Source organism: Thermus caldifontis (genome assembly GCF_003336745.1).
GTDB lineage: Bacteria > Deinococcota > Deinococci > Deinococcales > Thermaceae > Thermus > Thermus caldifontis.
Genome location: NZ_KZ851834.1, coordinates 1 through 24,171, shown reverse-complemented (window position 1 = coordinate 24,171; position 24,171 = coordinate 1). Strand labels below are relative to the sequence as shown.

25 protein-coding genes and 1 tRNA gene are annotated in these 24,171 nt (G+C 65.3%); 9 read left to right on the top strand and 17 right to left on the bottom strand.

The features are described from left to right. Positions 1–63: 63 nt before the first annotated feature. Entirely contained in the window at positions 64–1,341 is a 1,278-nt protein-coding gene (icd, locus tag DK874_RS00640) for an NADP-dependent isocitrate dehydrogenase (protein WP_114311844.1), read from the bottom strand. 61 nt (positions 1,342–1,402) lie between these two features. On the opposite strand from icd, the gene DK874_RS00635 reads away from it, so the two are divergent. The 7 genes from DK874_RS00635 to DK874_RS00605 all read left to right on the top strand — a co-directional run bounded on the left by DK874_RS00635 (position 1,403) and on the right by DK874_RS00605 (position 6,526). Next, entirely contained in the window at positions 1,403–2,515 is a 1,113-nt protein-coding gene (locus DK874_RS00635; RefSeq protein ID WP_114311753.1) for an NAD(P)/FAD-dependent oxidoreductase, read from the top strand. Between the two features lie 56 nt (positions 2,516–2,571). Further along, a complete protein-coding gene (locus DK874_RS00630) occupies positions 2,572–3,021 on the top strand; it encodes a YbjN domain-containing protein (protein ID WP_114311751.1) in 450 nt (149 codons plus the stop codon). 47 nt (positions 3,022–3,068) lie between these two features. Beyond that, positions 3,069–3,145 (top strand) — tRNA-Met (locus DK874_RS00625). A gap of 119 nt (positions 3,146–3,264) precedes the next feature. Beyond that, positions 3,265–4,587: a tRNA (N6-isopentenyl adenosine(37)-C2)-methylthiotransferase MiaB gene (gene miaB / locus DK874_RS00620; protein ID WP_114311748.1), complete on the top strand. Its 1,323-nt coding sequence runs from the start codon at positions 3,265–3,267 to the stop codon at positions 4,585–4,587. A gap of 9 nt (positions 4,588–4,596) precedes the next feature. Beyond that, a complete protein-coding gene (locus DK874_RS00615; protein WP_114311746.1) occupies positions 4,597–4,932 on the top strand; it encodes a hypothetical protein in 336 nt (111 codons plus the stop codon). A 104-nt stretch (positions 4,933–5,036) separates the two neighbouring features. Next, positions 5,037–5,966 carry an FAD-dependent oxidoreductase gene (locus DK874_RS00610; RefSeq protein ID WP_114311743.1) on the top strand — a complete coding sequence of 310 codons (930 nt, stop codon included), beginning with the start codon at positions 5,037–5,039 and terminating at the stop codon, positions 5,964–5,966. Between the two features lie 2 nt (positions 5,967–5,968). Further along, on the top strand, positions 5,969–6,526 hold the full coding sequence (locus DK874_RS00605; RefSeq protein ID WP_114311741.1) for a molybdenum cofactor guanylyltransferase: 558 nt from the start codon (positions 5,969–5,971) through the stop codon (positions 6,524–6,526). Here DK874_RS00605 and DK874_RS00600 read toward each other — a convergent pair. Genes DK874_RS00600 through DK874_RS00575 form a run of 6 tightly spaced genes read right to left on the bottom strand, consistent with a single transcriptional unit; the run spans position 6,523 to position 12,980 of the window. Then, positions 6,523–9,381, bottom strand: coding sequence for a hypothetical protein (locus DK874_RS00600; RefSeq protein ID WP_114311739.1), 2,859 nt, complete (start codon positions 9,379–9,381; stop codon positions 6,523–6,525). The genes DK874_RS00605 and DK874_RS00600 overlap by 4 nt on opposite strands. A gap of 3 nt (positions 9,382–9,384) precedes the next feature. Further along, a complete protein-coding gene (locus tag DK874_RS00595) occupies positions 9,385–9,855 on the bottom strand; it encodes a hypothetical protein (protein ID WP_240307566.1) in 471 nt (156 codons plus the stop codon). Then, complete coding sequence (locus DK874_RS00590) at positions 9,855–10,637, bottom strand: fimbrial biogenesis chaperone (protein WP_114311735.1); 783 nt, start codon at positions 10,635–10,637, stop codon at positions 9,855–9,857. The genes DK874_RS00595 and DK874_RS00590 overlap by 1 nt, the downstream gene beginning before the upstream one ends. 58 nt (positions 10,638–10,695) lie before the next feature. After that, on the bottom strand, positions 10,696–11,376 hold the full coding sequence (locus tag DK874_RS00585) for a hypothetical protein (protein ID WP_114311733.1): 681 nt from the start codon (positions 11,374–11,376) through the stop codon (positions 10,696–10,698). 12 nt (positions 11,377–11,388) lie between these two features. After that, positions 11,389–12,126, bottom strand: coding sequence for a hypothetical protein (locus DK874_RS00580; protein ID WP_114311730.1), 738 nt, complete (start codon positions 12,124–12,126; stop codon positions 11,389–11,391). A gap of 56 nt (positions 12,127–12,182) precedes the next feature. Continuing rightward, a complete protein-coding gene (locus DK874_RS00575; protein ID WP_114311728.1) occupies positions 12,183–12,980 on the bottom strand; it encodes an NUDIX hydrolase in 798 nt (265 codons plus the stop codon). A gap of 164 nt (positions 12,981–13,144) precedes the next feature. Here DK874_RS00575 and DK874_RS00570 point away from each other — a divergent pair, with 164 nt between their 5' ends. Next, the gene (locus DK874_RS00570) at positions 13,145–14,794 is read left to right on the top strand and encodes a hypothetical protein (protein WP_114311726.1); all 1,650 of its coding nucleotides are present in this window, start codon (positions 13,145–13,147) and stop codon (positions 14,792–14,794) included. Here DK874_RS00570 and lon read toward each other — a convergent pair. Both lon and DK874_RS00560 read right to left on the bottom strand, forming a co-directional pair. Then, on the bottom strand, positions 14,791–17,178 hold the full coding sequence (gene lon, locus DK874_RS00565) for an endopeptidase La (protein ID WP_114311724.1): 2,388 nt from the start codon (positions 17,176–17,178) through the stop codon (positions 14,791–14,793). The two genes, DK874_RS00570 and lon, sit on opposite strands and share 4 nt — an antisense overlap. Positions 17,179–17,248: 70 nt before the next feature. Continuing rightward, entirely contained in the window at positions 17,249–17,782 is a 534-nt protein-coding gene (locus DK874_RS00560) for a hypothetical protein (RefSeq protein WP_114311722.1), read from the bottom strand. Between the two features lie 51 nt (positions 17,783–17,833). Here DK874_RS00560 and DK874_RS00555 point away from each other — a divergent pair, with 51 nt between their 5' ends. Further along, a complete protein-coding gene (locus DK874_RS00555; RefSeq protein ID WP_114311720.1) occupies positions 17,834–18,871 on the top strand; it encodes a quinone-dependent dihydroorotate dehydrogenase in 1,038 nt (345 codons plus the stop codon). On the opposite strand, the gene DK874_RS00550 is transcribed toward DK874_RS00555, so the two are convergent. The 8 genes from DK874_RS00550 to DK874_RS11945 form a co-directional block, all read right to left on the bottom strand. Further along, a complete protein-coding gene (locus tag DK874_RS00550) occupies positions 18,861–19,340 on the bottom strand; it encodes a Uma2 family endonuclease (protein ID WP_114311718.1) in 480 nt (159 codons plus the stop codon). The two genes, DK874_RS00555 and DK874_RS00550, sit on opposite strands and share 11 nt — an antisense overlap. 4 nt (positions 19,341–19,344) lie before the next feature. Next, the gene (locus DK874_RS00545; RefSeq protein WP_114311716.1) at positions 19,345–20,625 is read right to left on the bottom strand and encodes a dihydroorotase; all 1,281 of its coding nucleotides are present in this window, start codon (positions 20,623–20,625) and stop codon (positions 19,345–19,347) included. Positions 20,626–20,643: 18 nt separating this feature from the next. Beyond that, positions 20,644–21,549 carry an aspartate carbamoyltransferase catalytic subunit gene (locus DK874_RS00540; RefSeq protein ID WP_114311714.1) on the bottom strand — a complete coding sequence of 302 codons (906 nt, stop codon included), beginning with the start codon at positions 21,547–21,549 and terminating at the stop codon, positions 20,644–20,646. Further along, the gene (pyrR, locus tag DK874_RS00535) at positions 21,546–22,091 is read right to left on the bottom strand and encodes a bifunctional pyr operon transcriptional regulator/uracil phosphoribosyltransferase PyrR (RefSeq protein ID WP_114311711.1); all 546 of its coding nucleotides are present in this window, start codon (positions 22,089–22,091) and stop codon (positions 21,546–21,548) included. Before pyrR ends, DK874_RS00540 begins: the two co-directional genes overlap by 4 nt. Before the next feature lie 201 nt (positions 22,092–22,292). After that, entirely contained in the window at positions 22,293–22,622 is a 330-nt protein-coding gene (locus DK874_RS00530) for an SPW repeat protein (protein WP_114311709.1), read from the bottom strand. Positions 22,623–22,678: 56 nt separating this feature from the next. Beyond that, positions 22,679–23,425, bottom strand: coding sequence for a sulfite exporter TauE/SafE family protein (locus DK874_RS00525; protein ID WP_114311842.1), 747 nt, complete (start codon positions 23,423–23,425; stop codon positions 22,679–22,681). A 66-nt stretch (positions 23,426–23,491) separates the two neighbouring features. Then, on the bottom strand, positions 23,492–23,677 hold the full coding sequence (locus DK874_RS11790; protein ID WP_240307565.1) for a type II toxin-antitoxin system VapC family toxin: 186 nt from the start codon (positions 23,675–23,677) through the stop codon (positions 23,492–23,494). 211 nt (positions 23,678–23,888) lie between these two features. After that, positions 23,889–24,161, bottom strand: coding sequence for an AbrB/MazE/SpoVT family DNA-binding domain-containing protein (locus DK874_RS11945; protein ID WP_114311707.1), 273 nt, complete (start codon positions 24,159–24,161; stop codon positions 23,889–23,891). Positions 24,162–24,171 lie beyond the last annotated feature (10 nt).

The following is a 24,171-nucleotide window of genomic DNA, read 5'->3' as shown; positions in this document are numbered from 1 at the left end:
ATGACGCCTACCGAAGGCCCTTTCCGGGGCCCCCACCCTGGCGCAAGCCAGGGTGGGGTGGTATTACATGTGCTCGATCAAGGCCCGGCCAAACTCGCTGGTCTTGAGGAGGGTGGCGGGCTTTCCCTCCGCCTGAAGGAGGCGGTGGAAGTCGTAGGTGACCAGCCCCTTGGCGATGGTGCGCTCCATGGCCTGGAGGATGAGGTCCGCCGCCTCGTTCCAGCCTAGGTAGCGGAGCATCATCTCCCCGGAGAGGATGACGCTACTGGGGTTCACCTTGTCCTGGCCCGCATACTTGGGGGCGGTGCCGTGGGTGGCCTCAAAGACCGCATGCCCCGTGAGGTAGTTGATGTTGGCCCCGGGGGCGATGCCGATCCCGCCCACCTGGGCGGCCAGGGCGTCGGAGATGTAGTCCCCGTTCAGGTTTAAGGTGGCGATCACCGAGTACTCGTCGGGGCGGAGGAGGATTTGCTGCAGGAAGTTGTCGGCGATCATGTCCTTGATGACCATCTCCCGGCCCGTGCGGGGGTTTTTCAACACGTGCCAGGGGCCCCCATCCAGGGGCGTGGCCCCATACCTCTCCCGGGCCAGGGCGTAGCCCCATTCCCGGAAGGCCCCTTCCGTGAACTTCATGATATTGCCCTTGTGCACCAGGGTGACGCTGGGTAGGTCCTCCTTAATGGCGTACTCAATGGCGGCGGCCACCAGGCGCTCCGTGCCCTCTTTGGAAACCGGCTTGATGCCGATGCCCGAGGTCTCGGGGAAGCGGATCTTGGCGTAGGCCTTGGGGAACTCCCGCTTAAGGAAGTCCAGAACCTTTTTTACCTCCTTGCTGCCCGCAGGCCACTCAATCCCCGCATAGATGTCCTCGGTATTTTCCCGGAAAATGACCATGTTGACCAGCTCGGGATGCTTCACCGGGCTAGGTACCCCCTTGAACCAGCGCACCGGGCGCACGCAGGCGTAAAGGTCCAGCTCCTGCCTGAGGGCCACGTTGATGGAGCGGATGCCCCCGCCCACCGGGGTGGTCAGGGGGCCCTTAATGGCCACCAGGTATTCCCGGATGAAGTCCAAGGTTTCCTGCGGGAGCCAGACGGGCTCCCCGTAGACGGCATTGGCCTTTTCCCCGGCGTAGATCTCCGCCCAGGCGATTCTGCGCTTCCCCCCGTAGGCCTTTTCTACCGCAGCGTCCAATACGGGCTTGGCGGCTCTCCAGATGTCGGGGCCGGTCCCATCCCCCTCAATGAAGCCGATGATGGGCCGGTCGGGAACCTGGAGAACCCCGTCCTGGATGGCAATCCTTTCGCCTTCTTCGGGGATGCGGATGTGCTTGTACGCCATGGCTAACCTCCGGGGCATAGCATACCCCCTTTGGGAGGGAAAGGTGTCCTAGACTGGGGACATGCCGGATGCCCTTGTGGTGGGGGCGGGGATCGTGGGGGCAGCCTGTGCCTACCGTCTGGCCCAGGCGGGGTTTAAGGTGGGGGTCCTGGAAAAGGAAGCCACCTTTGCCCAGGGCTCCACCGGGAGAAGCGCCGCCGGGGTGCGGGTGCAGTTCTCCGAGCCCCTGAACGTGCTCCTTTCCTACTACTCCATTTTGGAGTACCAGGCCATACCGGAGGCCGGCTACCGGCCCATCGGCTACCTCTTTCTGGTGCCGGAGGCCCTTAAGGAAGCCCAGGAGGAGGCCTTGGTCACCCAGCGGGCCCTGGGGGTGCCCGTGGAAAAGCTTTCCCTAGAGGAGGCCCAATCCCACGTGCCCTTTCGGGAAGAGGGCTTGGCCTACGCCACCTTTGGCCCCATGGATGGGACCATAGACCCCCATGGGGTGACCGCCCATTACCTTAGGGAGGCCAGGCGGCTTGGGGCTGAGGTGCGGTTTTCCGAGCCCTTGCTCTCGGCCCGCAGGGTAAAGGGCGTGTGGCGGGTGGAAACGCCCGAAGGGGGGCTGGAGGCCCCCTTTCTCCTCCTTTGCACCGGGGCCTGGACGGGGGAGGTGGGGAAGAGGCTTGGCCTGGAAATCCCCATCCAGCCCGTGCGCCGCATGGTCTTCGCCACGGGCCCCGCGCCCTTTTCCCACGCCTTTCCCCTCACCATAGACCTGGCCACGGGCTTCTATCTGCGCTCGGAGGGCCCTAGGGTGCTCCTGGGCCGTTCTAACCCGGATGAGCCGCCGGGTTTTCAGGAGGGCATGGACTGGGGATGGCTGGCGCCCACCCTCGAGGCGGGCCTTGCCCGGTTCCCCTTCCTGGAAGGGCTCTCCTTGGACCGGAAGGCCAGCTGGTGGGGCTACTACGAGATGACCCCCGACGCAGGCCCCATCCTGGGCTTCGTGGAGGAGGGGCTGTTGGTGGCGGCGGGCTTTTCCGGCCATGGGGTGCAACAGGCGGCCATGGTGGGGAGGCTCATGGCCGAGGAGGTGGTCCATGGGGAGGCCCGGAGCCTGGATATAGGCCCTTTTCGCCTGGAGCGCTTCCAGAAGGGAGCCCTTTTGCGGGAGCGGGGGATTGTGTAAGCTGAGGGGGTCCTTCAAGGCGGCCTTTGGGCTGGCTAGGGTGGGAAAGGGGTTTTATGAGGGGATTGCTGGCGGCATCCATGTTTTTGGGATTGGCCTTAGGGCAGGGGCTGGTCAAGGGCTTAAGCCCGGTGGAGGTGGAGGGGGTTTTGCGGCAGGCGGGCCTTACCTACGAAAGGGTGGACGCCCGGGAGTTCCGCTTGGAGATGGCCGGCCTGAAGAAGGTCTGGCTTTACCTGGACTACTGCCAGGAGGAGCGCTGTGGGGTGTTGACCCTAAGCGCCGGCTTTACCCTGGATGAGGCTTTGGACCTCGAGGTCCTAAACGCCTGGAACCGGGACCGCCGCTTTAGCCGGGCCTTTTTGGACGAGGAGGGAACGGTGTGGGTGGAGTCGGATCTGGACCTCACCGGGGGGGTGAGCCTGGGGGCGGTGGAGGCCTTCTTGGACCTTTTCGCCGAGGAGATCCTTCCCGAGTTCATGGACCACATCGGCTTTGAGCCTTGACCGCTTGGGGGCCCTCCCCTAAGATGGGGAGTGCCTGGTGCGCCCCTGGCGGCGTAGCTCAGGTGGTCAGAGCACACGACTCATAATCGTGGTGTCGTGGGTTCGAGTCCCACCGCCGCCACCAGCATCAGGACGCAAAGCTTCACCCCCCGGTAGCGTGGCCGGGGGGTTGTTTCCCTTGGCCTCAAGCTTGCTACACTAAAAGGACGGGCCCGGGATCCCCCCGGTCGCCCCAGGAGGCCTATGCGCGCCCACATCATTACCTTCGGATGCCAGATGAACGAGTACGACTCCCACCTGGTGCAAAGCGAGCTGGTGAGCCTGGGGTGGGAGCTGGTGGACTCGGTGGAGGAGGCGGACTTTGTCCTGGTGAACACCTGCGCCGTGCGCGGCAAGCCCGTGGAGAAGGTGCGTTCCCTTCTCGGCCAGCTCCGCAAGGAAAAGGAGAGGAGGGGCCTTCTCCTCGGGCTCATGGGCTGTTTGGCCCAGCTGGACGAGGGGCAGCAGATGGCCCGGAAGTTTGGGGTGGATGTTCTCCTGGGCCCTGGGGCCCTCACCTCCTTGGCGGAGGCCTTGAAGGGGAACCAGCGCTTCTGGGACCTCACCTTCAAGGAAGACCTCCTGGACTACATCCCCCCGCCCCCCAAAGGGGCCCTCTCCGCCCACGTGACCATCATCCGGGGGTGCAACCACCACTGCACCTACTGCATCGTGCCCACCACCCGGGGCCCAGAGGTCTCCCGCCACCCCGACCTGATCCTTAAGGAAATAGAGGCCCTGAAGGCAGCCGGGGTGGTGGAGGTCACCCTTCTCGGGCAGAACGTGAACTCCTACGGCAAGGACCAGCCGGGCTTTCCCAGCTTTGCCGAGCTCCTAAGGATGGTGGGGCAGATGGGCATCCCCCGGGTGCGCTTCCTCACCAGCCACCCGGTGAACTTCACCGACGACATCCTAGAGGCCATCGCCGAAACCCCCGCCATCACCCGCTACATCCACCTGCCGGTGCAGTCGGGCTCGGACCGGGTGCTTAGGCGCATGGCCCGGGAGTACCGCCGGGCGCAGTACCTGGAGCGCATCAGGAAGATCCGCGAGGTCCTGCCGGATGCCGTGCTTTCCACCGATATCATCGTGGGCTTCCCCGGGGAAACCGAGGAAGACTTCCAGGAAACCCTTTCCCTCTACGACGAGGTGGGGTACGACCAGGCCTACATGTTCATCTACTCCCCCCGCCCCGGCACCCCCGCCTACAAGCACTTCCAGGACCTGCCCCGGGAGGTGAAGGTGGAGCGCCTCATGCGCCTCATTGAGAAGCAGAAGGAATGGAGCTACCGCCGCAACCTGGACTGGGTGGGGAAGACCGTGGAGGTGCTGGTGCGGGGGGTGGCCAAGGAGGAGGGGTACGTGCAGGGGCACGACCGGGGCAACCACCCGGTGCTGGTCCCCGCCCACCAGGCCCCCACCCCGGGGCTTTACCAGGTGGAGATCAAGCAGGCCACCCCGCACCTGCTCTTTGGGGAGGTGGTGGGGGCCAGGGAAGCTGCCCCCATCCCCTTGCCCGTGGCCTGAGGAGGCGCCATGGGACGGCACCTTCTGCCTTTGAGCGGGGCCTTGGCCCTGTTTCTCCTCCTTTGGGCCAGTTTCCGCTTCAGCCCGGGGGGCTTTCTTCTGGCCCTAGGGTTTTCCTTTCCCCTGTATCTGGGCCTATTCCGCTGGCAGGGGAGGCTTTTGCAAAGAGGGCCTTCGCGGGCGGCCTTGGAGCGCTTGGCCATGAAGGAGGCTTGGCGGAAGGGCGGTTTCTTACGCCCGGAGGACCTTAAGGCCTTCCTCTCCCAGGAGGAGGCGGAACACTTTTTAGAGGGGCTCGTGGGCCGGGGGCTTTGCCGGAAGGAGGGGGAAGGGTACCGCTTTTAACCACCCCACCCTGGCGCAAGCCAGGGTGGGGGCCCCGGAGAGGCCCTTTGGCAGCGGGCAGCTCGGAGGTACTTGGCGAAGGGAAGAACGAAGAAGGGTATGGGATGGCTGGCTGGGTGGGGAAAGCCGAGGTGGTGGTCCTGGGGGCGGGGGTGGTGGGGCTTGCCGCTGCCCGGCTTTTGCAGGAAAAAGGCCACCGGGTCTTGGTGGTGGCCCAGGGCCTGGGGGAGGCCAGCCGGGTGCCCGTGGCCCTGGTGAACCCTTTAAGGGGAAGGCGCTTCACCCTGGCCCCACGGGGCGAGGAGGCCCTCGAGGCGGCCCTCCGCTTCTATGGCCGCTTTGTGCCCCTGCACCTTGGGGTCTATCGCCCGGTGCCGGAAGGGGAGAGGGGGAAGGTGGCCACCCGGCTTGGGGGGCTTCGGCACACCTGGGAGGAAGGGGGCCTTTTGCTGGAGGAGGCCTTCTGGCTGGAGCCCAGGCTCCTATTGGAGAGGCTTGCGGAAGGGCTTTCCCTCCTAAGGGCCCGGGTTTTGGCCTGGGAGCCTCCCTATTTGGTCCTGGAGGGCGGGGAAAGGGTCCAGGGGGAGGTGCTGGTCTACGCCGGGGGTGGGCAGGGGGCACACCTTCTGGGCCTTTCCGGGCGGCACATCCCCGGGCTGGTCCTCACCCTCCTGGACTACTTTCCCCGGGCCATCAGCTACCGGGTTTATGTGGCGGGAAGCGTCCTTGGGGGAAGCTACCTGCCCCACCAGGGCACCCCTGAGGCCCCGCCCCCCACGGAAGGGGAGGCGGAGTGGCTCCTTAGGGGAGCGGAGGCCCTGTTGGGCTACCGGCCAAAGGTGGCCTCGGCCTGGCGGGGGATGCGCTTCCGGCTGGATGGGCCCGCCCTGCCTGGGGGCATGGCGCCCCCTGAGAGGGGGATTCCCTACCTTTTCCTGGTGGAAGGGGGGTTTGCCCTTACGGGCCTGGGGTCCACGGGGTTCCTCTACGCCCCTTGGCTAGGGGAGAGGCTGCTTCGGGCGCTAGGATGGTAGGCATGTTCACGGGGGCGGTGATCGCCGGAGGGCTTTCCCGGCGCTTTGGCGAGGACAAGGCCCTCTACCCTTACCGGGGCAAGCCCCTCCTCCAATGGGTCCTGGATAGCCTTCAGGAGGCAGGGGAACGCTTCGTTGTGGCCAACCGGCCCTACGAGGGCTTTGGGGTGCCCGTCTATCCCGATCTCCTCCCTGGGGCCGACAGCCTTTCCGGCCTCCACTCCGCCCTTTCCCACGCCCGCTACCCCTGGGTGGCGGTGGCGGCCACGGACCTTCCCTTTTTGACCCCCGCCTACTGGGCTTTTCTCTACGAAAAGGCCCTGGCTTCCCCTTACCCGGTGGTGGTGGCCCATAACCCGGAGGGCCACCTGGAGCCCCTCATGGCCTTCTACCACAAGGACTGCCTTCCCCAGGTGGAGCGGCAGATCCGGGAAGGGGATTTCCTCCTGAGGCGGGTGATGGAGGCCTTGGGAGCCACCTATGTGCCGGCGGAGGAGGTGGTGGCCCGCTTCGGCTCCCAGGTCTTCCTCAACGCCAACCGCAAGGAGGAGCTTCCCTAGTCCCGCACCCGGATGCGGGCGGTATGTACGCGGCTTCCGTCCAGGTAGAGTTCCAGCTCGTAGGCCCCGGGGGTCTTGGGGGCCAAGAACGCGCCCCGGTAGGTGAACTCGTCCACCTTTTCCAGGGATAGGACCAAAGGGCCAAGCCGCACCTCCACCCGGCTTGCCCGGCGGAGGAGGCGGGCCTCGAGGCGCACCTCTTCCTCCGGGTCCAGGAGGGCAGGGCTGGCCTGTAAGGTGGCCAAGGGACCCGGGCGCACGGTGAGGAGGGCGGTGGCCTCGCTCCTTTCCCCCTGGCGCTCGGCCACCACCTTGACCTCCAACGCCCCTTGGCCTTCCACCAGGAGGTAGCCCCCATAAACCCCTTCCCCCAGAGGCTCCAGGGCCAGGGTGCGGCCTCCCACCTCGGCCCAAACCCTATCGGGTTGTCCCTGCACCGTGGCCTCCAGGGGAAGTTCTGCCCCGGGAGGCAACACCGAGGGCAGGGGTTTCAGGACCACGGCCAGGGTTTCCTCGGTGAGGGTGCGCACGATCTCGCGCACCACGGGCCTAGCGGAAAGGAGGACCTGGGGCAGGGGCCCAGGGGAGAGGGTGAGGGAGACGGGTTCACCAGGCTCCTGGAGCTTGTCTAGGCTGTTGCCGTCCAGGCTCAGGGTGTAGCTCCCGGGAAGGAGCCCGCCCACCACGAAAACCCCCCGTCCGTCGGCCGTGGCGGTGCGGTCTTCTAGGCCCTGCACCCGGATCCGGGCGTAGGGGAGCGGGGGTTCGCCTTCGTCCCTGGTTCCGTTTCGGTTTTCGTCCAAAAACACCTGGCCCATAAGGCCCACCACGGTTTCTACGGGAAGGTCCAAGGGCAGGGTTAGGCCCCGCTCCACCCGGGCCTCCACCCGGCGGCGAAGGGCCAGGGTGGCCTCGAGGCCCCCCACTTCCAGGCGGTAGCTGCCAGGGTAAAGCTCCAGCCGGTAGCGGCCTTCCTGGTCCGTCACCGCGTCCAAACCTCCCACCCGCACCTTGGCCCCGGGCAGGAGGGGTTCGCCGGGATTCCGCACCCCGTCCCGGTTTTGGTCGTGGAAGACCAGGCCTTCCACATACCCCGTGGCCCGGCCCCCGAAGGCCTGGACCACCTCCTCAGGGGTGTCAAACCCGCCCTTGACCTCCAGGGTGCCCAGGGCCGCCACCTGGAAAGTGCTTCCCGTGTAGCGCCCCTCGAGGCCCAAGCCCCACGGGCCTTCCCGGTAGGCCAGGCCGAAGCGGCCCTCCAGGCGCTTTTGGTCCAGGTCGTAGCCCATCCCCAGGCTTCCTTCCAGGGGAGGGAAGCTTCCTTGGGCCGAGAGGAGGAGCCTGCGGGTATCGGTGGCGGTGTATCCCAGTTGCACCGTGTAATCCCGTTCCTTGTAGGTGGCGTAGAGGCCCAGGTAGGGCCCGGTGGGGTTCCTGCCCCAGCTTCCCCCCACCTCCAGGTTGCCCTCCCGGTAGCGGGCGGCCAGACCCAGGACCAGCCCCCCCTGGGTGCCCACCGTGCCGCTTAGGGAAAGGGGAGCCCCTGGGGGGCGATAGGCCAGGGTGTAGAGGAGGCCGTAGGTGTTGGCCAGGCGGAAGGTGAGGCCGTGGGTGGTGGCCTCATCCAGGCGCTGGCTGAGGGTGGCGGTACCCTGCCAGCTTCCTCCCTCGTAGGCCACCTCTCCCTTGAAACCTAAGGGATCCTGGCTGCGGCTAGCCCCACCTAGGCGGAGCCTTAGGCCCTCCAGGTACTCCAGCCGTCCAGCAAGGCTCATCTCCCGATTCTCCAGCTTGCCCTCCAGGCCCACCCCGGCCTGCACCGCCTCGGGGTCGGCCCGCCGGTTCACCACCCCGTAGGGCACCAGGGTGAGCCCGCCTTCCTGGAAGGCATAACCCACGCTGAAGCGCTGGCCTAGGCTGCTGAGGTGGGTGGCCAGCCTCAAGGGCCCTTCCTCGTACAGCCCACCCACGCTGAGCCCACCCCCAGCCCAGGCGGCGTAGCCTTGGAAAGGTCCAAGTTCCCCTTCCAGGCGATAGACCCCTTGGTAGGCGCGAAAGCCCAGGGCGAAGTCCTCCCCGTAGAAGAAGGCCTCCCCGGAAAGGCCCTCGGCCTTTAGGCCCAAACTGGAGCTCAGGCGCACGTAATCCGAGAGGGCTCCCCCCAGGGAGAGGCCCAGGCTGTAGCCCAGCCCCTCTTTTCCGTAGCGGGCGGTGAGGCCAAAGCGGTACAGGAGGGCCTGCCGAGAAAGCTTTTCTGCCCCGGCAAAGGCCTGGATAACGGTTTCTATAACCCCGTAGGCCCGCACCTGGGGATCCAGGCCGGAGTAGGCGAAGACCGTGGCCGTGTCCCGGTTGCGCCCCCTGAGGCGCACCTCCAGGAGGACCTCCTTGGCTTCCCCTGGCTCCAGCTCCAGCACCTCCTGGGAAAGCCGGTAGGGAAGAAGGCTTCGCACCTCGAGGCGGATCCGGTCCCTGGCATTGCCCGCATTGCGCACGCTTAGGGTGTAGCTGAGGCTTTCCCCTTCCACCCCCTCGGCCCCTGGGGGAACCCGTAGCTCCACGCCGGCCCGCACGGGGATGCGCACCCGCACCGTGCGGGTTTCCCGGGCGTCCTTGAGGACCAGAAGGTGCTCCCCGGCCAGGGCCTCGGGGCCCACCAGGAAGTTCAAGACCCCTTCCCCCTCCACCGCCTGGGAAAGGGGGATCAGGCCTTGGGGTACCTCCACCGCCACCACCTCTCCTTCTCCCCGCACGGGCACGCTGAGGAAGCCACCTTGCGGGGCTTCCAGGGCCTCGGGAGCCTCTAGGGCCAGCCCCAAGGCCAGAAACAGGGGAAGAAGGGCCAAGCCCCGCATGGCCTAAAGCCGGCTCAGGGTGAAAAGGAGGCTACCCCGGTAGACCCCAGGCACCTCCTGCCCCGTGAGCACCAGGCGGAACTCCAGGACATAGCTTTGATACCCGGCCGTGGGCCCCGTGCCTGTGAGGAGGACCACCTTGGGGCCCAAGGGGATCCAGGGCCCCCCGTTGAGGCGGTACTCCACCTGGCTCGCCGGTATCTGGGCGCCGCCTTCGGACAGGAGAGGGGAGGCCTCCACCTCGAGGGCAAAGCCGCCCTCGAGGTTGGTGAAAAGCCGTAGGGTCACGGGGCCTTGGGGTGAGCTGGGTGCGTAGGCAAAGGGAAAGCTGGGCGGAGGGTAAGGGCTTTGCGTGAGGTCAAAGACCACCTCTTCGGCGCTGAGGGAAAGGCTGGTGCCCTCGGGTAGGTTAACCCCGATGGGTACCTGGGCCAAGGCCCAAGATAAGACGAGCATCATTGCCCAGTAACGCATCATTTCACCTCAATCCTTCCTTCCCCGGCGATGAGGCTTGGGCTTCCGTAGTCCAGCACCGCCAGGACCAGGTAGCGCCCTGCGGGAAGGGGTTTGTCCAAGGGAGCGGGAAGCTCATGGGTAGCCCCGGGGAGGCTTGCGGTTTCCGGAACCTCCGCCTGGGCCAAGGGCCGGCCTTGCAGATCCCGCACCTCCACCCGCCCCTTGAGGCGAAGGAGCCCCGTGCCCGTGTTCTGGAAGACCAGGCGCACCTGGGCGGGAGCCTCGCGGCTTTGGGGCTGGTAGCGGAAGCCCTGGATCCGGCCCGAACGGCTCACCTGCCCCACCTCCACATAGACCACATGCCCCACCCGGGTCTTGACCCGGATGCCCAGGCCTTCTCTGCCCTGGGGGCTTCCTGCGGGAGCAGATTCAAAGAAGATGATGCCCCAGTAGGTGCCGGCCTGGGCGTTAGGGGGCACCTGCACCGTGTAGCGCACCTCCTGGGTGGCCTGGGGCTGGAGCAAAAAGGCCAAGGGGCTTACGGAAAGCCAGCGGGTAAGGGAACGGGGGTGGCTTCCCGGATCCAGATAGAGGGGCCTGCCGTCCGCCTGGAGGAGGACGTCCTGCAGGACCACCTCCACCTGGAGGGTGCCGCTTCGGCCCGGGTGGTCCACCAGGATGCTTCCCGTGAGGCTGGCCCCGGGGGTGGCAGGGTAGAGGGCCCTGGGGGGGCTCACCCCCACCCCGGTCTGGGCCTGGGCTGCGCCTAAGAGGATCAGGAGGGGAAGGAGGTTTCTCATGTCTTCATTCTAGGGAAAAGGGGGCTGCCCCCAGATTCCCTGGGGGCAGCCAAAGGGCCTAGAGGGCCGCCAGCTGGAAGAGGAAGTTGAACTGGTAGGTGCCCGCCACCTCGGAGCCGTCAAACCAGAAGGCCTCAATGATGAGGTCGTCCAGCCAGCCGGGGAGGCGCTGGCCCAGGACCTTCAGGAGCTCCAAGGGGGTACCGTCGTCAAAGCCATTAAACTGGACGAACTTGTAGTGGCTGTTGAAATCTGGGGCCTTATCCACCACCCCGCCCTGGCCGTAGTTGGGATCGCCCTGGGTCCGGGTCACCTTGAGGTCCAGCTCACAGCCATCACCGTTGTTGCAGAACTTCTGCAGGACCTTCTGATTGAGGCAGATGATGGTGCCCTTCTCGCCCTCGTCAATCTTTCCATCGCCGTTCAAGTCCTTGATGGCGGGGTAGGTGTCAATGGGTCGGAAGTCGCCGTCCAGGGCGTCTGCGATGGCGTCTTCCAGCGTGCCCTGGTAGCCCTTGGGCACCAAGTAGCACCCCTCCCCACCTTGCCCGGGCACGGGGTTATTCAGGTCCACGATCCACTCGTCCTCGGTGAGGTGCAGGGCCACCCGCTGGGGGATGGTGAGGTTGATGCGCTCGGTGACGGTGGCCTGGTCCTCGCCCACGTCCCACTCCTCGCCGCCATTGGCCAAGGCCAAGGCCAAAAGCCCGCTAAGCATCAGAAGGAAAAGCTTCCGCATGGCTTACCTCCCTTAGAGACCCGCCAGGGTGAAGGTGACATCAATGGTGTAGGTACCATCCAGCTCGGAACCGTCAAACCAGAAGCCCTCCACGATCAGGTCGTCCAGCCAGCCGCCTGTGGGGCCGCTCCCCTGGGCCACCGTCACCGGCCCAAAGGGCAGGTTGTTGGTGGCAAAGCCACCCATGGGCACGTGGTTAATGAGATCCGCCAAGCCGAACCAGCCAAAGCCGCTGGCGGGTGTCCCGGTCACGGAAACGCTCAGCTGCCAGCCGTCAGGGTCGTTGGAGAACTTCTGCAGGATTTTGTGGTTCACGCAGATGAGGGTGCCCTTTTCGTCGTCGGAGAGCTTGCCATCGTTGTTGTAGTCCTTGGCCGCCGGATAGGCGCCGATGGGGAGGAAGACGCCGCCACCCTGGGTGTAGTCTACAAGATCTTCCGGGGTCCTCACCGCCTTGGGCACCAGGTAGCACCCCTCGGCGGGAGGTTGAGGGTTGTAGGGGTCAAAGACGTAAGGCGCGGGAGCCTCGGGGGGGTTGTTGAGGTCAAGGTTCCACTCGTCCTCGGTGAGGTGCAGGGCGTAACGGGGCGGGATGATGACCTTCACCTTCTCCTTCACCGCCGCCTGGTCGTGGTTATCGTCCCAAAGCTCTTCCACGTTCCCGTCCAGGTCGCCTTCCGAGGGCAAGCCCACCTGGGCGTAGCCCACTGCCAGGGCCAAGGCCAAAGCTGCGATCCACCACTTCTTCATGGTTTCCTCCTATCTACCGCTTCCAAAAACCCAAAAGCCTGATGCCGAAACGCCTCCTATAGCAGCGTGAGGGTGTAGACCAACCACCCCTCGTACTCCCCCGGTGTTTCGGAACCGTCCAGCCGGAGCTTGATCCCCAAGGTGACGGACTGCCAGCCCCCGGGGTGATCGATGACCTCCTCGAGGAGCACCCCCCCATCCGGGCCCGTTGGGGCAGGGCAGATGTGGGAAGGGGGGCGGTCCCAGTCCGGGTGGTAGCCCAGGCACTTCCAATGGGGGGTGGGAGGAAGGCCGCCCCGCCCCGTGAGGATGGAGTGCATGGCGAAGTGGCTGGCGTCCAGCACCGTTCCCTCCGGACTGGTGGGCTCGGTCTCAAAGGCTACGGAAAGGGCCCAGTGCCGCCTTTGGGTGAAGACGTGGAGCCGCATGGAGGGATGGGTGAAGTACTGGGGAAAGCGCTTGGAGCCGGGAATCACCCTGCCCTCCCCGTCCAGGAGAAGGGGAGGGTAGGGGCGTCCGTCCTCGTCCAAAAAGCGCCCATCCCCGCCGTAAAGGGCGGCACAATGGGGAGGCACGGGGCCTAAGGTGGCGCACCTAAGGTCAAAGACCACCACCGGATCCCGCAGGCATAGGGTAGGGTCGTTGGGGTTCCTAGGGCAGTAAGGGGGTTGGCTGGGGTTTCCCCCGCCACCTCTACTGGCCCAAAGAGGACCTGCCACCTTGCCCCCTACCGCTGGGGGTTCCAACACCAGGGCCGCACGCTCGGGAATCCGCACTTCTACCCGCAAGGAGGCTTGAGGGCCTGCCGCCCCCAGGATGAGGGGCAGGAGGAGCCACGCCAACCCAAGCCTCACCGTCCCACCTCCTTTCGCTAGGGAGCGTAGGCCAAGGGGCGTTAAGGGAGCGTTAAGGGTGGATGTGCTTTTCTGACGCCGGAATGAAGGAGATGCGTTAAAATGCTTGCGCAATATGAGAAGGGATTTAACGGCGGTTTAGCGAAGCAATTAACGGAGGGAAGATGCGCAAGGTGCGGCTACCCCTTTATGGTCCAGCCCGGGCGGAAGGGCCGTTGGGGCCCTTGCCCATAAGGCGGAAGGCCTTGGCCCTCCTTTACTACCTGGCCCTCGAGGGCCCCACCCGCCGGGAGAAGCTGGCCGATCTCCTTTGGGAGCATGGGGCAGCCTTGCAAAACTTAAGAACCGAGCTTTGCCACCTGCGCACCTTCTTGGGCAAAGAGGCCTTCAAAGGAAAGGTACTGGAGCTACCCCCTGGCGTGGAGCTGGACCGGACCCCAGGAGGCGAGGAGATTTTGGAGGGCCTCGAGGACGTTTCCCCTTCCTTTGCGGATTGGGTGCAGATCCTGAGGGCCCGCCTCACGGTTCCAAAGGAAGGTATGCCCTTACCTGAGCGCCTTAAGGAAGTGCGCTCCCCGGGCCTGGTGGTCCTCATCGGTCCTCCGGGTTCCGGGCGGGGCGCTTTGGCCCGGTCTTTGGCGGAAAGGCTAGGTTTGCCTTTTCGCGAGGGCTGGGGCCAAGGTCCTGGGGTTTTCTATTTCTCCGATCCCCTACCCTCCAAGGAGGAGGCCCTGCGCCTCAGGCCTATCCCGGGCCAGGTGTTGGTGGTGGCGAGGAGCCTCTTTGGCGAGGACCCGGCCTTTCTTCTGGCCCTTAGGGCCCGCTTTCCGGCGGAGATTACCTGGGTTGTGGAGGTTCCCCGCCTCAGCTTCCCTGAGGCCAGGGCCACGGCCTTGCGGCACGAGCCTTTTGAACGGGCAGCCCGCTTCTACCTGAAAAGCGGGGGACGGCCTGAGGTGTTGAAGGAGCTCTTGGCCATGGTGGCCCTCGAGGCCCGCCATCTTTCCCTGGAGGCGCGTAAGGCTCTGGAGATCCTTTCCTTGCGCCCCGGGGCTTTTCCGCCAGACCTAGCGCAGGGGCTAGGTCTGGCGCAGCACCTGGACGAGCTGGAAAACCGGGGTTGGCTGGTGTTCTCGGAAGGGCGGTATCGCTTCAAAGAACCCCAGTTTCGCCCCTACCTGGCCGCCCAGCTTTCCCTGGGGGAGCGCCTGCGCCTCCACCAGCGTATGGCGGAGGTTTTCCGAGACCTTAAGGACCCGGTGGCGGAAGTCTACCACCTTGGTCAATCCGGGGAACCCGTGGAAAGGCAGGCCTTGGCCAAGGTGGTCAAGGAATGGCGAAGGGTGGCTGTGGACCCCGAGTTTCCTTGGTCAGACTTTCCCCCGCAAAGCCTTCTTTTGGGCCTAGGGCCTTCCTTGGCCTTGGAGGTTCCTGAGGACCTCCTGCTGGTTTCCTTTGACGCAGAGCCCGTGGAGGTACCCCTGGTTTTGGAGGAACCCGCGGTGGTGCGGCTTTCGGGACGGGTCTACCAGGAACTTCCCCTAGGGCTTGGGGTGGATTCCGAGGCCTTTCCCCTACGCCTGCTGGGGGAGGGGAGGGGGGTCTTTTTCCTACCCACCCAGGCCAAGGCGGGGTTGTTTTGGGGGGCTGTGCTTCCGGAGGCCCCTTTGGACTACCTGCTTTTCCTTCCGCCTGGGGTGTACCGCCTAGGCTTGGGTACCCGTGGTTTGGCGCAGGTCCAGGTAAAGGTCTACAAACCAGCCCCCGGAGCCATGCAGGTGCTGGCTCCTTTGGGCCAAGCGGTGGAGGTCTAAGCCCCCGCTCCCGGCTGGGGCCTCTCCAGAGGGGCCACAGGGGGCGGTGCGGGAGGTAGGAGGAGGAGCCTGAGCACCTCCCCCACCTCCTCCACAAAGGTGATCTCCAGGTCCTTGAGGACCTCCTCCGGGACCTCCTTGAGCTCGGGTTGGTTCTCCTTGGGCAGGATCACCCGGTAGATGCCGGCCTGGTGGGCGGCGAGAAGCTTCTCCTTCACCCCGCCGATGGCCAGCACCTTGCCCCTGAGGGTGATCTCCCCGGTCATGGCCACATCCATGCGCACGGGCCGGCCCGTGAGGGCGCTGGCCAAGGCGGTGGCCATGGTGATGCCCGCGGAGGGGCCGTCTTTGGGGGTAGCCCCCTCGGGGACGTGGACGTGCAGGTCGTACTCCTTGTGGAAGCCTTCCGGCAGGCCCCACTCCTCCCGGTGGGCCCGGAGGTAGGTGAGGGCGGCGTGGGCCGACTCCTTCATCACCTCCCCCAGGTTGCCGGTGAGGTTCACCTTGCCCGTGCCCGGTACGGCCACGGCTTCTATGGTGAGCAGCGCACCCCCATAAGGGGTCCAGGCCAGGCCCTGGGCCACCCCCACCTGGGGGGCCTTCTCCGCCCGGTCCGGGCGGTAGCGGGGCACGCCCAGGTAGGCCTCGAGGTCCTGGGCCTCCACTACCCTGACCCCTTCCCAGGGGCTTTCCAGGTAGTCCTTGGCGGCTTTCCGGGCCACCTTGGAGAGCTCCCGGTCCAGGTTCCGCACCCCGGCTTCCCGGGTATATTCCTGCACGATGCGGTCCAGGGCTTGGTCGGTGATCTCCAGCTTGCCCTCGAGGCCCGCCTCCCTCACCTGGAAGGGCCAGCGGAAGTGGCGGGCGATGGCCCGCTTCTCCGGCAGGGTGTAGCCGGGGATTTCAATGACCTCCATGCGGTCCAGAAGGGGCTTGGGGATGGTGCTTAGGGTGTTGGCGGTGGTGATGAAGAACACCTTGGAGAGGTCGTAGGGAACGTCCAGGTAGTGGTCGGTGAAGGTGTGGTTTTGCTCCGGGTCCAGGACCTCCAGCAGGGCCGAGGCCGGGTCGCCCCGCCAGTCGGAGGAGAGCTTGTCTATCTCGTCCAGGAGGAAGACGGGATTCACCACCCCCACCTGCTTCATGCCCTGGATGATCTTCCCGGGAAGTGCCCCGATGTAGGTGCGCCGGTGGCCCCTTATCTCCGCCTCGTCCCGCACGCCGCCTAAGGAGATGCGGTGGAACCTGCGGTTCATGCTGCGGGCGATGCTCTTGCCCAAGGAGGTCTTGCCCACCCCCGGGGGGCCTACGAAGCAGAGGATGGGGGCGTGGCCTTTCACCTCCTTCCCTTGGGTGAGCTGGCGCACGGCCAGGTACTCCAGGATGCGCTCCTTCACGTCCTTAAGGCCGTAGTGGTCCTCGTCCAGAACCCGCTTGGTGACGGCGATGTCCAGGACCTCGGGGTCGGCCTCGGTCCAAGGGACATCCAAGAGCCAGTCCAGGTAGGTGCGGCTCACCGTGGCCTCGGGGGAGCCGGGTTGCATGCGCTCCAGGCGCTTCAGCTCCTTGAGGGCCTTCTCCTTGACCGCCTCGGGCATCCCCTTCTTCTCGATGCGCTCCCGAAGCTCTTCTATCTCGCTCAAGAAGTCTTCCCCGCCTCCCAGCTCCTTCTGGATGGCCTTCATCTGCTCCCGGAGGTAGTATTCCCGTTGGTTCTGGTCCATCTGCTCCTTGACCCGGGCGGCGATCTTCTTGTCCAGGTCAAAGCGCTCCAGGTCCCTTAGGAGGAGGGCGAGGACCTTCTTAAGCCGCTCCTCCACCTCCGGCGTTTCCAGGATGGCCTGCTTGTCCTGAAGGTCCCAGGTGGCGTGGTGGGCCACCAGGTCGGCCAGGATGGCGGGGTCAAGGGTGCTCTTTACCGCCTCTTGCTGGTAGCGGTCCAGGCGTAGGGTTTTGTGGTTTTGCAGGTAGCGTTCAAAGGCCTCCTGCACCTCGTTCACCAGGACCCGGGCCAGGCTGGCATCCTGGAGGGGGGGCTCGGGCATCGCCTCCCCGATGGCCCTAAGGTAGGGGGCGGCCACGTAGGAAAGAAGCTTTGCCCGGTTTCTGGCCTCCACCATCACCTGCAGGGTGCCGTCGGGCAGGCGCATGGCCTGCTTCACCACCGCCAGGGTGCCCACCTCGTAGAGGTCCTCGGGGGCGGGGTCGTCCACCTCGGGGTCCTTCTGGGTGACCAGAAAGAGGTAGCGGTCGGCGTTTAGGGCCTCCTCCACCGCCCGCTTGCTCTTGGGGCGGCCCACGTCCACCGCGGTGGTGGTGTGGGGCAGGATAACCGTGTTCCTCAGGGGAAGTACGGGAAGTTCTAGCCGCAAGACGTCCTTCATCTAATCCCTATCATAGCCCTGCTGGAGGGGAAGAAAAAACCCAGGGGCACAAAGCCAGGGCCCGGGTCCCTCAAAGGCCCACGGTGACGATGGCCTTCAGGTTCTTGAGGGTGAAGGTTACCAGGCTTGCAGGCAGGCCTTGCACCTCGAGGCCCAGCCAAAACTGTCCTTGGGCGATGCCCTGGGTGAGGTTTTTCCCACCCAGGGAAAGGGCGGCGCTTTGGGCGTTGGCAAACTGGGCCTCCCCGGCTTTTTCGTCGTTGGGTCCGATGGGGCAGGCGTAGGCTTGGATACCGTAAGGGTTGAGGTCAAGGCAGCTGGGGTCGGAGGCGGGGTCAAGGAGGCGCGCATAAAAGCTCAGGGTGGCGTTTAGGGATTGGTTGGCCTCGAGGGTACCCGTGATGGCCACCGCCTTGGGGGAGACCAGGGGAGGTGCAAAGGTGACGGCTTTCTGGGGGTAGAGGATCCGGCCCTGGGTGCCAGGTAGGGCTCCAGCCTGGAAGGACTGATCGGGCAAGGGGACCTGGAGCGTTACGGAGCAGGCGGACAGGAGGAGAAGGCCTGCAAAGAGGATGGGCAATCCCTGGGGGTGGAAAGGCTTCATGGGCCGAGTATTCCCCAAGGCTGGAGCTTGGTCAAGGTACCATGGACCCGTATGCACCGCCTGCTCTTTGCCCTGGACCCGGAAGAAGCCCATGAACTTGCCTTGAAGCTCCTTTCCCTCTGGTCGGAAAGGGGGCCTTTACTGGAGGTCCCTGCGCGGCTCCTAAGGGTGGAAGACCCACGGCTTCAGGTGGAGGCCTTTGGCCTGCGCTTTCCTAACCCCTTGGGCCTGGCGGCGGGGATGGACAAGGACGCCCGGGCCCTAGGGGCTTGGTGGGCCTTGGGCTTCGGCTTTGCCGAGGTGGGGACCCTCACCCCTAGGCCCCAGGAGGGAAACCCTAGGCCAAGGCTTTTCCGGCTGGTGGAGGACCACGCCCTCATCAACCGGATGGGCTTCAACAACCGAGGGGCGGAGGAGGCGGCAAGGAGGCTAGAGGGCTTCCGGGCAAGGGGGCTCTCCTTCCCCGTGGGGGTGAACCTAGGAAAGAACCGGGATACCCCCCTGGAGAGGGCGGCGGAGGACTACCTAAGGGCCCTCCAGGCCCTGGAGCCTTATGGGGACTATTTCGTCCTCAACGTGAGTTCCCCCAACACCCCGGGGCTACGCACCCTGCAGGAGGGGCCCTTTTTGGACGAGCTTCTCGCCCGGCTTCGCCCGGCCACCCCAAAGCCCCTTCTCCTCAAGGTGGCCCCGGACCTCACCGTTGAGGCCCTGGACCAGGCGGTGGAGCTTTCCCTGAAGCATGGCCTCGAGGGCCTGGTGGCGGTGAACACCACCCTGGAACGTCCGGGCTTAAGAAGCCCGTTGGCCCGGGAGACCGGGGGGCTTTCGGGAAGGCCCCTGAAGGGAAGGGCCTTGGAGGTGCTGCGCCACCTCGTTGGGGTAAGGGGCCTCACCCTGGTGAGCGTGGGAGGCGTGGAGGGCCCAGAGGATGTCTGGGAGCGGCTTAAGCTGGGGGCCCGGCTGGTGCAAGTCTACACCGGCTTCGTCTACGGAGGCCCCCTTTTCCCCCGACGGGTGCTGAAGGGGCTTCTGAGGCTTATGGAGGCGGAAGGGGTGGGAAGCCTAAGGGACCTCGCTAAACCCTGAGGGTGCAGCCGCAAAGGAGGTCAAGTTCTACGGGGGACACGTGGCGCCAGGCTCCATCCTGGCGCAGGTGGAGGACCAAAAGGGTGTGCGGGTCAAAGACCACCACGTCCTTGACCCCCTGGGATAGGTAGAAGCGGGGAGCGATCTCCAGGTCCTTGGCCTCGTAGCCCCGGCTTACCACCTCCACCACCGCTTCTGGGAGCAGGGTGATGGCCTCGTCCAGCTCCTCGGGCTCCCGGCAAAACAAGGCGATGTCGGGGCGTTTGTAGGACCCATCAGGAAAGCGCACGTAGACATCGGCCACGTGGATGCAAGGGCAGGAGGACCCTTCCTTGGGGCGGATGCTTTGCCGGATGCGGTCCACCGCCTTCTGGTGGCGGTAGGTGGGCTGGGCCTCCCAGAGGGGGAGGCCGCCCACCCATTCCAGACGCAGGCCCAGTTGGTCGGCTTCCAGGAGCTTTTTCAGCACACTCTTATTCTAACGCTTGGTGCACCACCCGCCCCTCCACTAGGGTTAGGACCGGCCACCCCCCTAAGACCCAGCCCGCCCAAGGGGAGAAGCGGGCCTTGGAGGCGAAGGCCTTGGGGTCCACGGGGCGTTCCCTTGGGTCCAGGAGGACCAGACTGGCCTCGGCCCCTTCCTCCAGGTGGAGGGGCTTGTGGCCGAGGATCCTCCTTGGCCCGTCGGTGAAGAGTTCCACCAGCCGCCTTAGGGGAAAGCCCCGCTTCAAGTGAAGCTCGGTGTACAGGAGGGGGAAGGCCACCTCCAGGCTCGGGATGCCAAAGGGGGCCCTCAGGAGGTCCATCTCCTTCTCCGCCTGGGTGTGGGGGGCGTGGTCGGTGGCGATGGCGTCCAGGGTGCCGTCCAAAAGCCCTTCTATAAGGGCTTCCACGTCCTCTGGGGTGCGGAGGGGTGGGGCCACCTTGAAAAGGGGGTCAAAGGAGCGCAGGCTCTCCTGGGTAAGGGTCAGGTGGTGGGGGGTGGCCTCGGCGGTGACGGGAAGCCCGGCCCTCTTGGCCTCCCGCAGGAGTTCTAAGCCCCGGCGGGTGGAAAGGTGCTGGATGTGGAGGTGGGGCCTTTTCGGGCTTCGGCGCAGGGCGTAGCGCAGGACCTCGAGGTCCCGGGCAATCCGGGCGGCCTCCGCCTCCGGGGGGTTTCCGGGAAGGCCCAGGAGGTCGGCCAGGGGGCCGTCGTTCATCACCCCACCCCGGCGCAAGGAGGCATCCTCGGCATGCACCGCCACGGGGAGGCCAAAGGCGGAGGCCTGCAAAAGCCCAGCCGCAAGGATACCGGCATCCTCATTGGTATGGCCGTCGTCGGTGAGGAGGGCAGCTTTCGCCTCCTGGAGAAGGCCTATCTCCGTGAGGGTTTTCCCCTCCTGCCCTTGGGTTAAGGCGGCGGCCGGGTGAAGCCGGGCTAAGCCCAGGGCCTGGGCCTTCTTCCTTAGGGCCCGCACGGCTTCCGGGGTGTCCACGGGAGGGGTGGTGTTGGGCATGGAGACGATATCCGTGTACCCTCCCCGCACGGCGGCAAGAAGCCCCGTGGAAAGCTCCTCCTTCACCTCCTGGCCCGGTTCCCTAAGGTGGGCGTGGAGGTCCACGAAGCCAGGGACAAGGTAAAGGCCCCTGCCGTCCATGACCGTTTCCGCCTTCCCGCCATTAAGGCTCAGGATCCTGCCTTCCCCGATGAGTACGTCCACAGGACCCCTTTCCCCAAGGGCATCCACCAGCTTGACGTTTTGGATGAGCAACATTCCCTGCCTCCTCTGGCCCTACCGCTCTTTCCCCACCAGCAGGTGGTAGAGGACCGCCATGCGCACCGCTTGGCCATTTCGCACCTGGCGGTTCACCAGGCTTCTTTCCGAGTCCGCCAGCGTGCCCTCCAGCTCTATGTCCCGGTTCATGGGGCCAGGATGAAGAAGGGGGGCGTTGGGTTTCGCCTTTCGTAGGCGTTCTTCCGTCACCTGGTAGTGGGCGATGTAGTCCTGGAGGTGAATCAGGCCTGCCTCCATGCGCTCCTTCTGGAGCCTTAGGACCATGACCGCATCTGCCTCCGCTAGGGCCTCCTCCAGGTGGGGGGTGAGCCTGGCCCCGGGAAGGGTTTGGGGGAGAAGGGTGGGAGGGCCCGCCACCCAGACCTCGGCCCCGAGGAGGGGAAGGAGCTCCACGTTGGAGCGGGCCACCCGGGAGTGGAGGATATCCCCCACGATGGCGATCTTTTTGCCCTCCAGGGTGCCCAGGGCCTCCAGGAGGGTGTAGGCGTCCAGGAGGGCCTGGGTGGGGTGGGCCCGGCGCCCGTCCCCACCGTTCACCACCACGCCTTTGACCCAGCGGGTAGCCTGGTGGGGAACCCCGGCGCTGTCGGCGCGGATGATGTAGGCGTCTATGCCCATGGCCTCGAGGGTCAGGAGGGTGTCCTTGTAGCTTTCCCCCTTCTGGAGGCTGCTGGCCTGGGCAGCAAAGGAGACCACATCCGCGGACATGCGCCTTGCGGCCAACTCAAAGGAGATGCGGGTGCGGGTGGAGGGTTCAAAGAACACCGTGGCCACGGTGAAGCCCTGGAGAGCGGGCACCTTTTTCACCGGTCTTTCCAGCACCTCGGCCATGACGCGGGCGGTGTCCAGGAGGTTTTCCACCTCGGGCCGGGTCCAGCCCTGGAAGTCCAGAAGGTGCCTCATGCTTCCTCCTTTTCCCAAAGCTCCACCCGGTCCTCCCCATCCACTTCCTCCACCTTCACCTTCACCACCTCGTTTTTGGCGGTGGGCACGTTCTTGCCCACGAAGTCGGCCCGGATGGGGAGTTCCCTATGCCCCCGGTCCACCAGGACCGCCAGGTAGATGCGCCTGGGGCGTCCCAGGTCCATGAGGGCATCCAGGGCAGCCCTGGCGGTGCGGCCCGTGTAAAGCACATCGTCCACCAGGACCAGGGCCTTCCCCGTGATGTCAAAGGGGATCCGGGTTTGTCGCACCTGGGGCCTGACCCCGATCTCGGAGAGGTCGTCCCGGTAGAGGGTGATGTCCAAAATCCCTACCGGCACCTCCTTCCCCTCAAACTCCCGGATGTAGCGGGCGATGCGCTCCGCCAAGGGGATGCCCCGGGTATGGATGCCGATGAGGCCTAGCCCCTCCACCCCCTTGTTGGCCTCTACGATCTCGTGGGCGATGCGGTATAGGGCCCGGCGCATCTCCTCGGCGTTTAAAAGCTCGGCCTTAAAACGCACGGTTCACCTCCAAAAAGAAGCGGAGGCCAAAGCCTCCGCCTGGCTTCTTCCCTTGGTCGTCCTTATATCGCTCCATTTCTCCCCCTTTCCGGCCTCGCGGGACCGGTTTAAAGGCCGTCCTTACCTTACCTCTTCCCTGGGAAGAGGCGCAAGAGGCCAATCCGCCTAGGTCTTGACCTAGGCGGAGGATCGCAGAAATCCCTAGGCCGCTCGGGGTTTTGCCCGGGTGACGCTCAGGGCCAAAATCCCCACGAGGACGCCCACGATCAAGGCGTTCCACATGGCGCTTCCCATGCCGCTAAAGCCCAGGATCCAGGGGGATAGGATGAGCCAGATGCCCAGGACCACGTTGGCCCACTCCTCCCACATGGGACCACCCCGGAGGTGCATGAGGGCCATGAGCCCCACCACCACCCCCACGATGACCGCGTTCCACATGGCGGCGGGGGCGTTGCTAAAGCCCAAAAGCCACGGGGAGAGGATGAGCCAGATACCGAGGACAAGGTTGGCCCAATCCTGCCAGCGTTGCATTTGCTCACCCCCTTTCCTCGATAAGCCAGGGTTCCCGCGGGGAATGGTGCAAAAGGTCACCGTTTTCTGGCGGAGGGACGGAGGTAGCGCCAGGCGGTCCAGAGGAGCACCCCGGCGAAGACCAGGCGTAGGGTGGCCTCGGGCAGAAAGTGGGCGGCCTCCCCCCCCAAAAAGGTGCCCAGGAGCACCCCAGGAACCATCCCTGGGGCGAGAAGGGTATCCACGTTGCCCAAACGGTAATGGGTGTAGGCTCCCACCAGGCTGGCGGGCACCATGGCGAGGAGGCTCGTGCCCTGGGCCGTGTGCTGGTCCATGCCCAGGAGGAGCACCATGGCGGGGACCATGATGGTTCCCCCGCCCACCCCCATCATGCCGGAGAGGAAGCCGGTAAGGCTTCCCGCTAAGAGGAGGGTAAGGTCTTCCCACACCTCGCCCTGCACCAGGCCCATGGGGGCCAGGTAAGGTTTCAGGAGAAGAAGGCAGGAAACGAAAAGGAGAAACCAGCCAAAGGCCCGCTTGAGATCCTTTTCCGGAAGGCCATGGGCGTAGCGGGCTCCTAGCCGGGCGGTGAGGATGGCGGTGGCCGCCAGGAAAAGAGCGGCCTTGAGGTTCAAAGAACCTTGGAGCCCGTAGGTAAGGGCCCCCATGAGCCCGGTGAAGAAAACCGCCACCAGACTGGTGCCGTGGGCCTTGTGCTGGGAGAGCCGGAGAATCCCCACCATCAGGGGGATCATCACCGTGCCCCCGCCCAGTCCCACCAACCCCCCAAAGCCCCCGCCGAGAAGGCCGATAACGAAGCCCATGGGGCTCATACTACCGGGTTGGGCGGCTCCTGGCCTTCCGGGTGACCAGGATTTTCCCTTCGGGCATCAGGGCACCACCTCCACCTCGGGAAAGGCCAGCCGGTAGGGGCCAGGGTCAAAGGTGGCCAGGCGTAGGCCGTGGAAAAGGCCATGGGAACCGATGAGGAAGTCGGCCAGGATGCGGCGGGGTAGGTGGGTTTTCCGCCTTTTTTGGGCGTAGAGCCCAAAGCGCTCGCCGGCCAGCTCCCACACGGGAGGGGCATCCCATCTCGCAGGTGGATACCTAGGCTGTCAAGAAAGGCCCTTATCAAGGGCCAACCTGTGCCGGCCCGAAGTTCAGCGTAGACCGGAGGGCTGATGAAAAGGGCCTCCCAGGATAGCCCATCCAACAAGGAGATGGCCGCCTCATGTTGGGCATCCTTGGGGTCCAGGGCAGAAAGGATGATGTTGGTGTCCAGGCTGGTCATCCCTTGCGCAGTTTACGGACATAGCGCAGGGCATCATGGCCTGTGGTTTCCCCCAGGGCTTGGGCCTCGAGGGGATACGCCTTGAAAAGGTCTTGCAGGAGTTCACGCACAGGGGGACGGCAAGGGCGGAGCTGGATCACCCCTTCCACCACCTCCACTAGCGGTTTTTCCCCAGGACGAAGCCCTAGCGCTTGTCGGACTTCTGCGGGCAAGGTTATACCTTCGTTTGCTACCTTAAAGCTCCACCCCAGCCATTTGCAGCAGGACATGGCTGCGGAT

Excerpts from the sequence above, each read along its gene's own strand:
- DK874_RS00530 (WP_114311709.1), bottom strand. The coding sequence starts at position 22,622 with ATGCAACGCTGGCAGGATTGGGCCAACCTTGTCCTCGGTATCTGGCTC.
- DK874_RS00545 (WP_114311716.1), bottom strand. The coding sequence starts at position 20,625 with ATGTTGCTCATCCAAAACGTCAAGCTGGTGGATGCCCTTGGGGAAAGG.
- DK874_RS00590 (WP_114311735.1), bottom strand. The coding sequence starts at position 10,637 with ATGAGAAACCTCCTTCCCCTCCTGATCCTCTTAGGCGCAGCCCAGGCC.
- DK874_RS00610 (WP_114311743.1), top strand. The coding sequence starts at position 5,037 with ATGGCTGGCTGGGTGGGGAAAGCCGAGGTGGTGGTCCTGGGGGCGGGG.
- DK874_RS00635 (WP_114311753.1), top strand. The coding sequence starts at position 1,403 with ATGCCGGATGCCCTTGTGGTGGGGGCGGGGATCGTGGGGGCAGCCTGT.
- DK874_RS00600 (WP_114311739.1), bottom strand. The coding sequence starts at position 9,381 with ATGCGGGGCTTGGCCCTTCTTCCCCTGTTTCTGGCCTTGGGGCTGGCC.
- DK874_RS00630 (WP_114311751.1), top strand. The coding sequence starts at position 2,572 with ATGAGGGGATTGCTGGCGGCATCCATGTTTTTGGGATTGGCCTTAGGG.
- DK874_RS00525 (WP_114311842.1), bottom strand. The coding sequence starts at position 23,425 with ATGGGCTTCGTTATCGGCCTTCTCGGCGGGGGCTTTGGGGGGTTGGTG.
- miaB (WP_114311748.1), top strand. The coding sequence starts at position 3,265 with ATGCGCGCCCACATCATTACCTTCGGATGCCAGATGAACGAGTACGAC.
- icd (WP_114311844.1), bottom strand. The coding sequence starts at position 1,341 with ATGGCGTACAAGCACATCCGCATCCCCGAAGAAGGCGAAAGGATTGCC.
- DK874_RS00560 (WP_114311722.1), bottom strand. The coding sequence starts at position 17,782 with ATGAAGCCTTTCCACCCCCAGGGATTGCCCATCCTCTTTGCAGGCCTT.
- DK874_RS00585 (WP_114311733.1), bottom strand. The coding sequence starts at position 11,376 with ATGCGGAAGCTTTTCCTTCTGATGCTTAGCGGGCTTTTGGCCTTGGCC.
- DK874_RS00540 (WP_114311714.1), bottom strand. The coding sequence starts at position 21,549 with ATGAGGCACCTTCTGGACTTCCAGGGCTGGACCCGGCCCGAGGTGGAA.
- DK874_RS00615 (WP_114311746.1), top strand. The coding sequence starts at position 4,597 with ATGGGACGGCACCTTCTGCCTTTGAGCGGGGCCTTGGCCCTGTTTCTC.
- DK874_RS00570 (WP_114311726.1), top strand. The coding sequence starts at position 13,145 with ATGCGCAAGGTGCGGCTACCCCTTTATGGTCCAGCCCGGGCGGAAGGG.
- DK874_RS00595 (WP_240307566.1), bottom strand. The coding sequence starts at position 9,855 with ATGCGTTACTGGGCAATGATGCTCGTCTTATCTTGGGCCTTGGCCCAG.
- DK874_RS00605 (WP_114311741.1), top strand. The coding sequence starts at position 5,969 with ATGTTCACGGGGGCGGTGATCGCCGGAGGGCTTTCCCGGCGCTTTGGC.
- DK874_RS00580 (WP_114311730.1), bottom strand. The coding sequence starts at position 12,126 with ATGAAGAAGTGGTGGATCGCAGCTTTGGCCTTGGCCCTGGCAGTGGGC.
- DK874_RS11945 (WP_114311707.1), bottom strand. The coding sequence starts at position 24,161 with ATGTCCTGCTGCAAATGGCTGGGGTGGAGCTTTAAGGTAGCAAACGAA.
- DK874_RS00555 (WP_114311720.1), top strand. The coding sequence starts at position 17,834 with ATGCACCGCCTGCTCTTTGCCCTGGACCCGGAAGAAGCCCATGAACTT.
- lon (WP_114311724.1), bottom strand. The coding sequence starts at position 17,178 with ATGAAGGACGTCTTGCGGCTAGAACTTCCCGTACTTCCCCTGAGGAAC.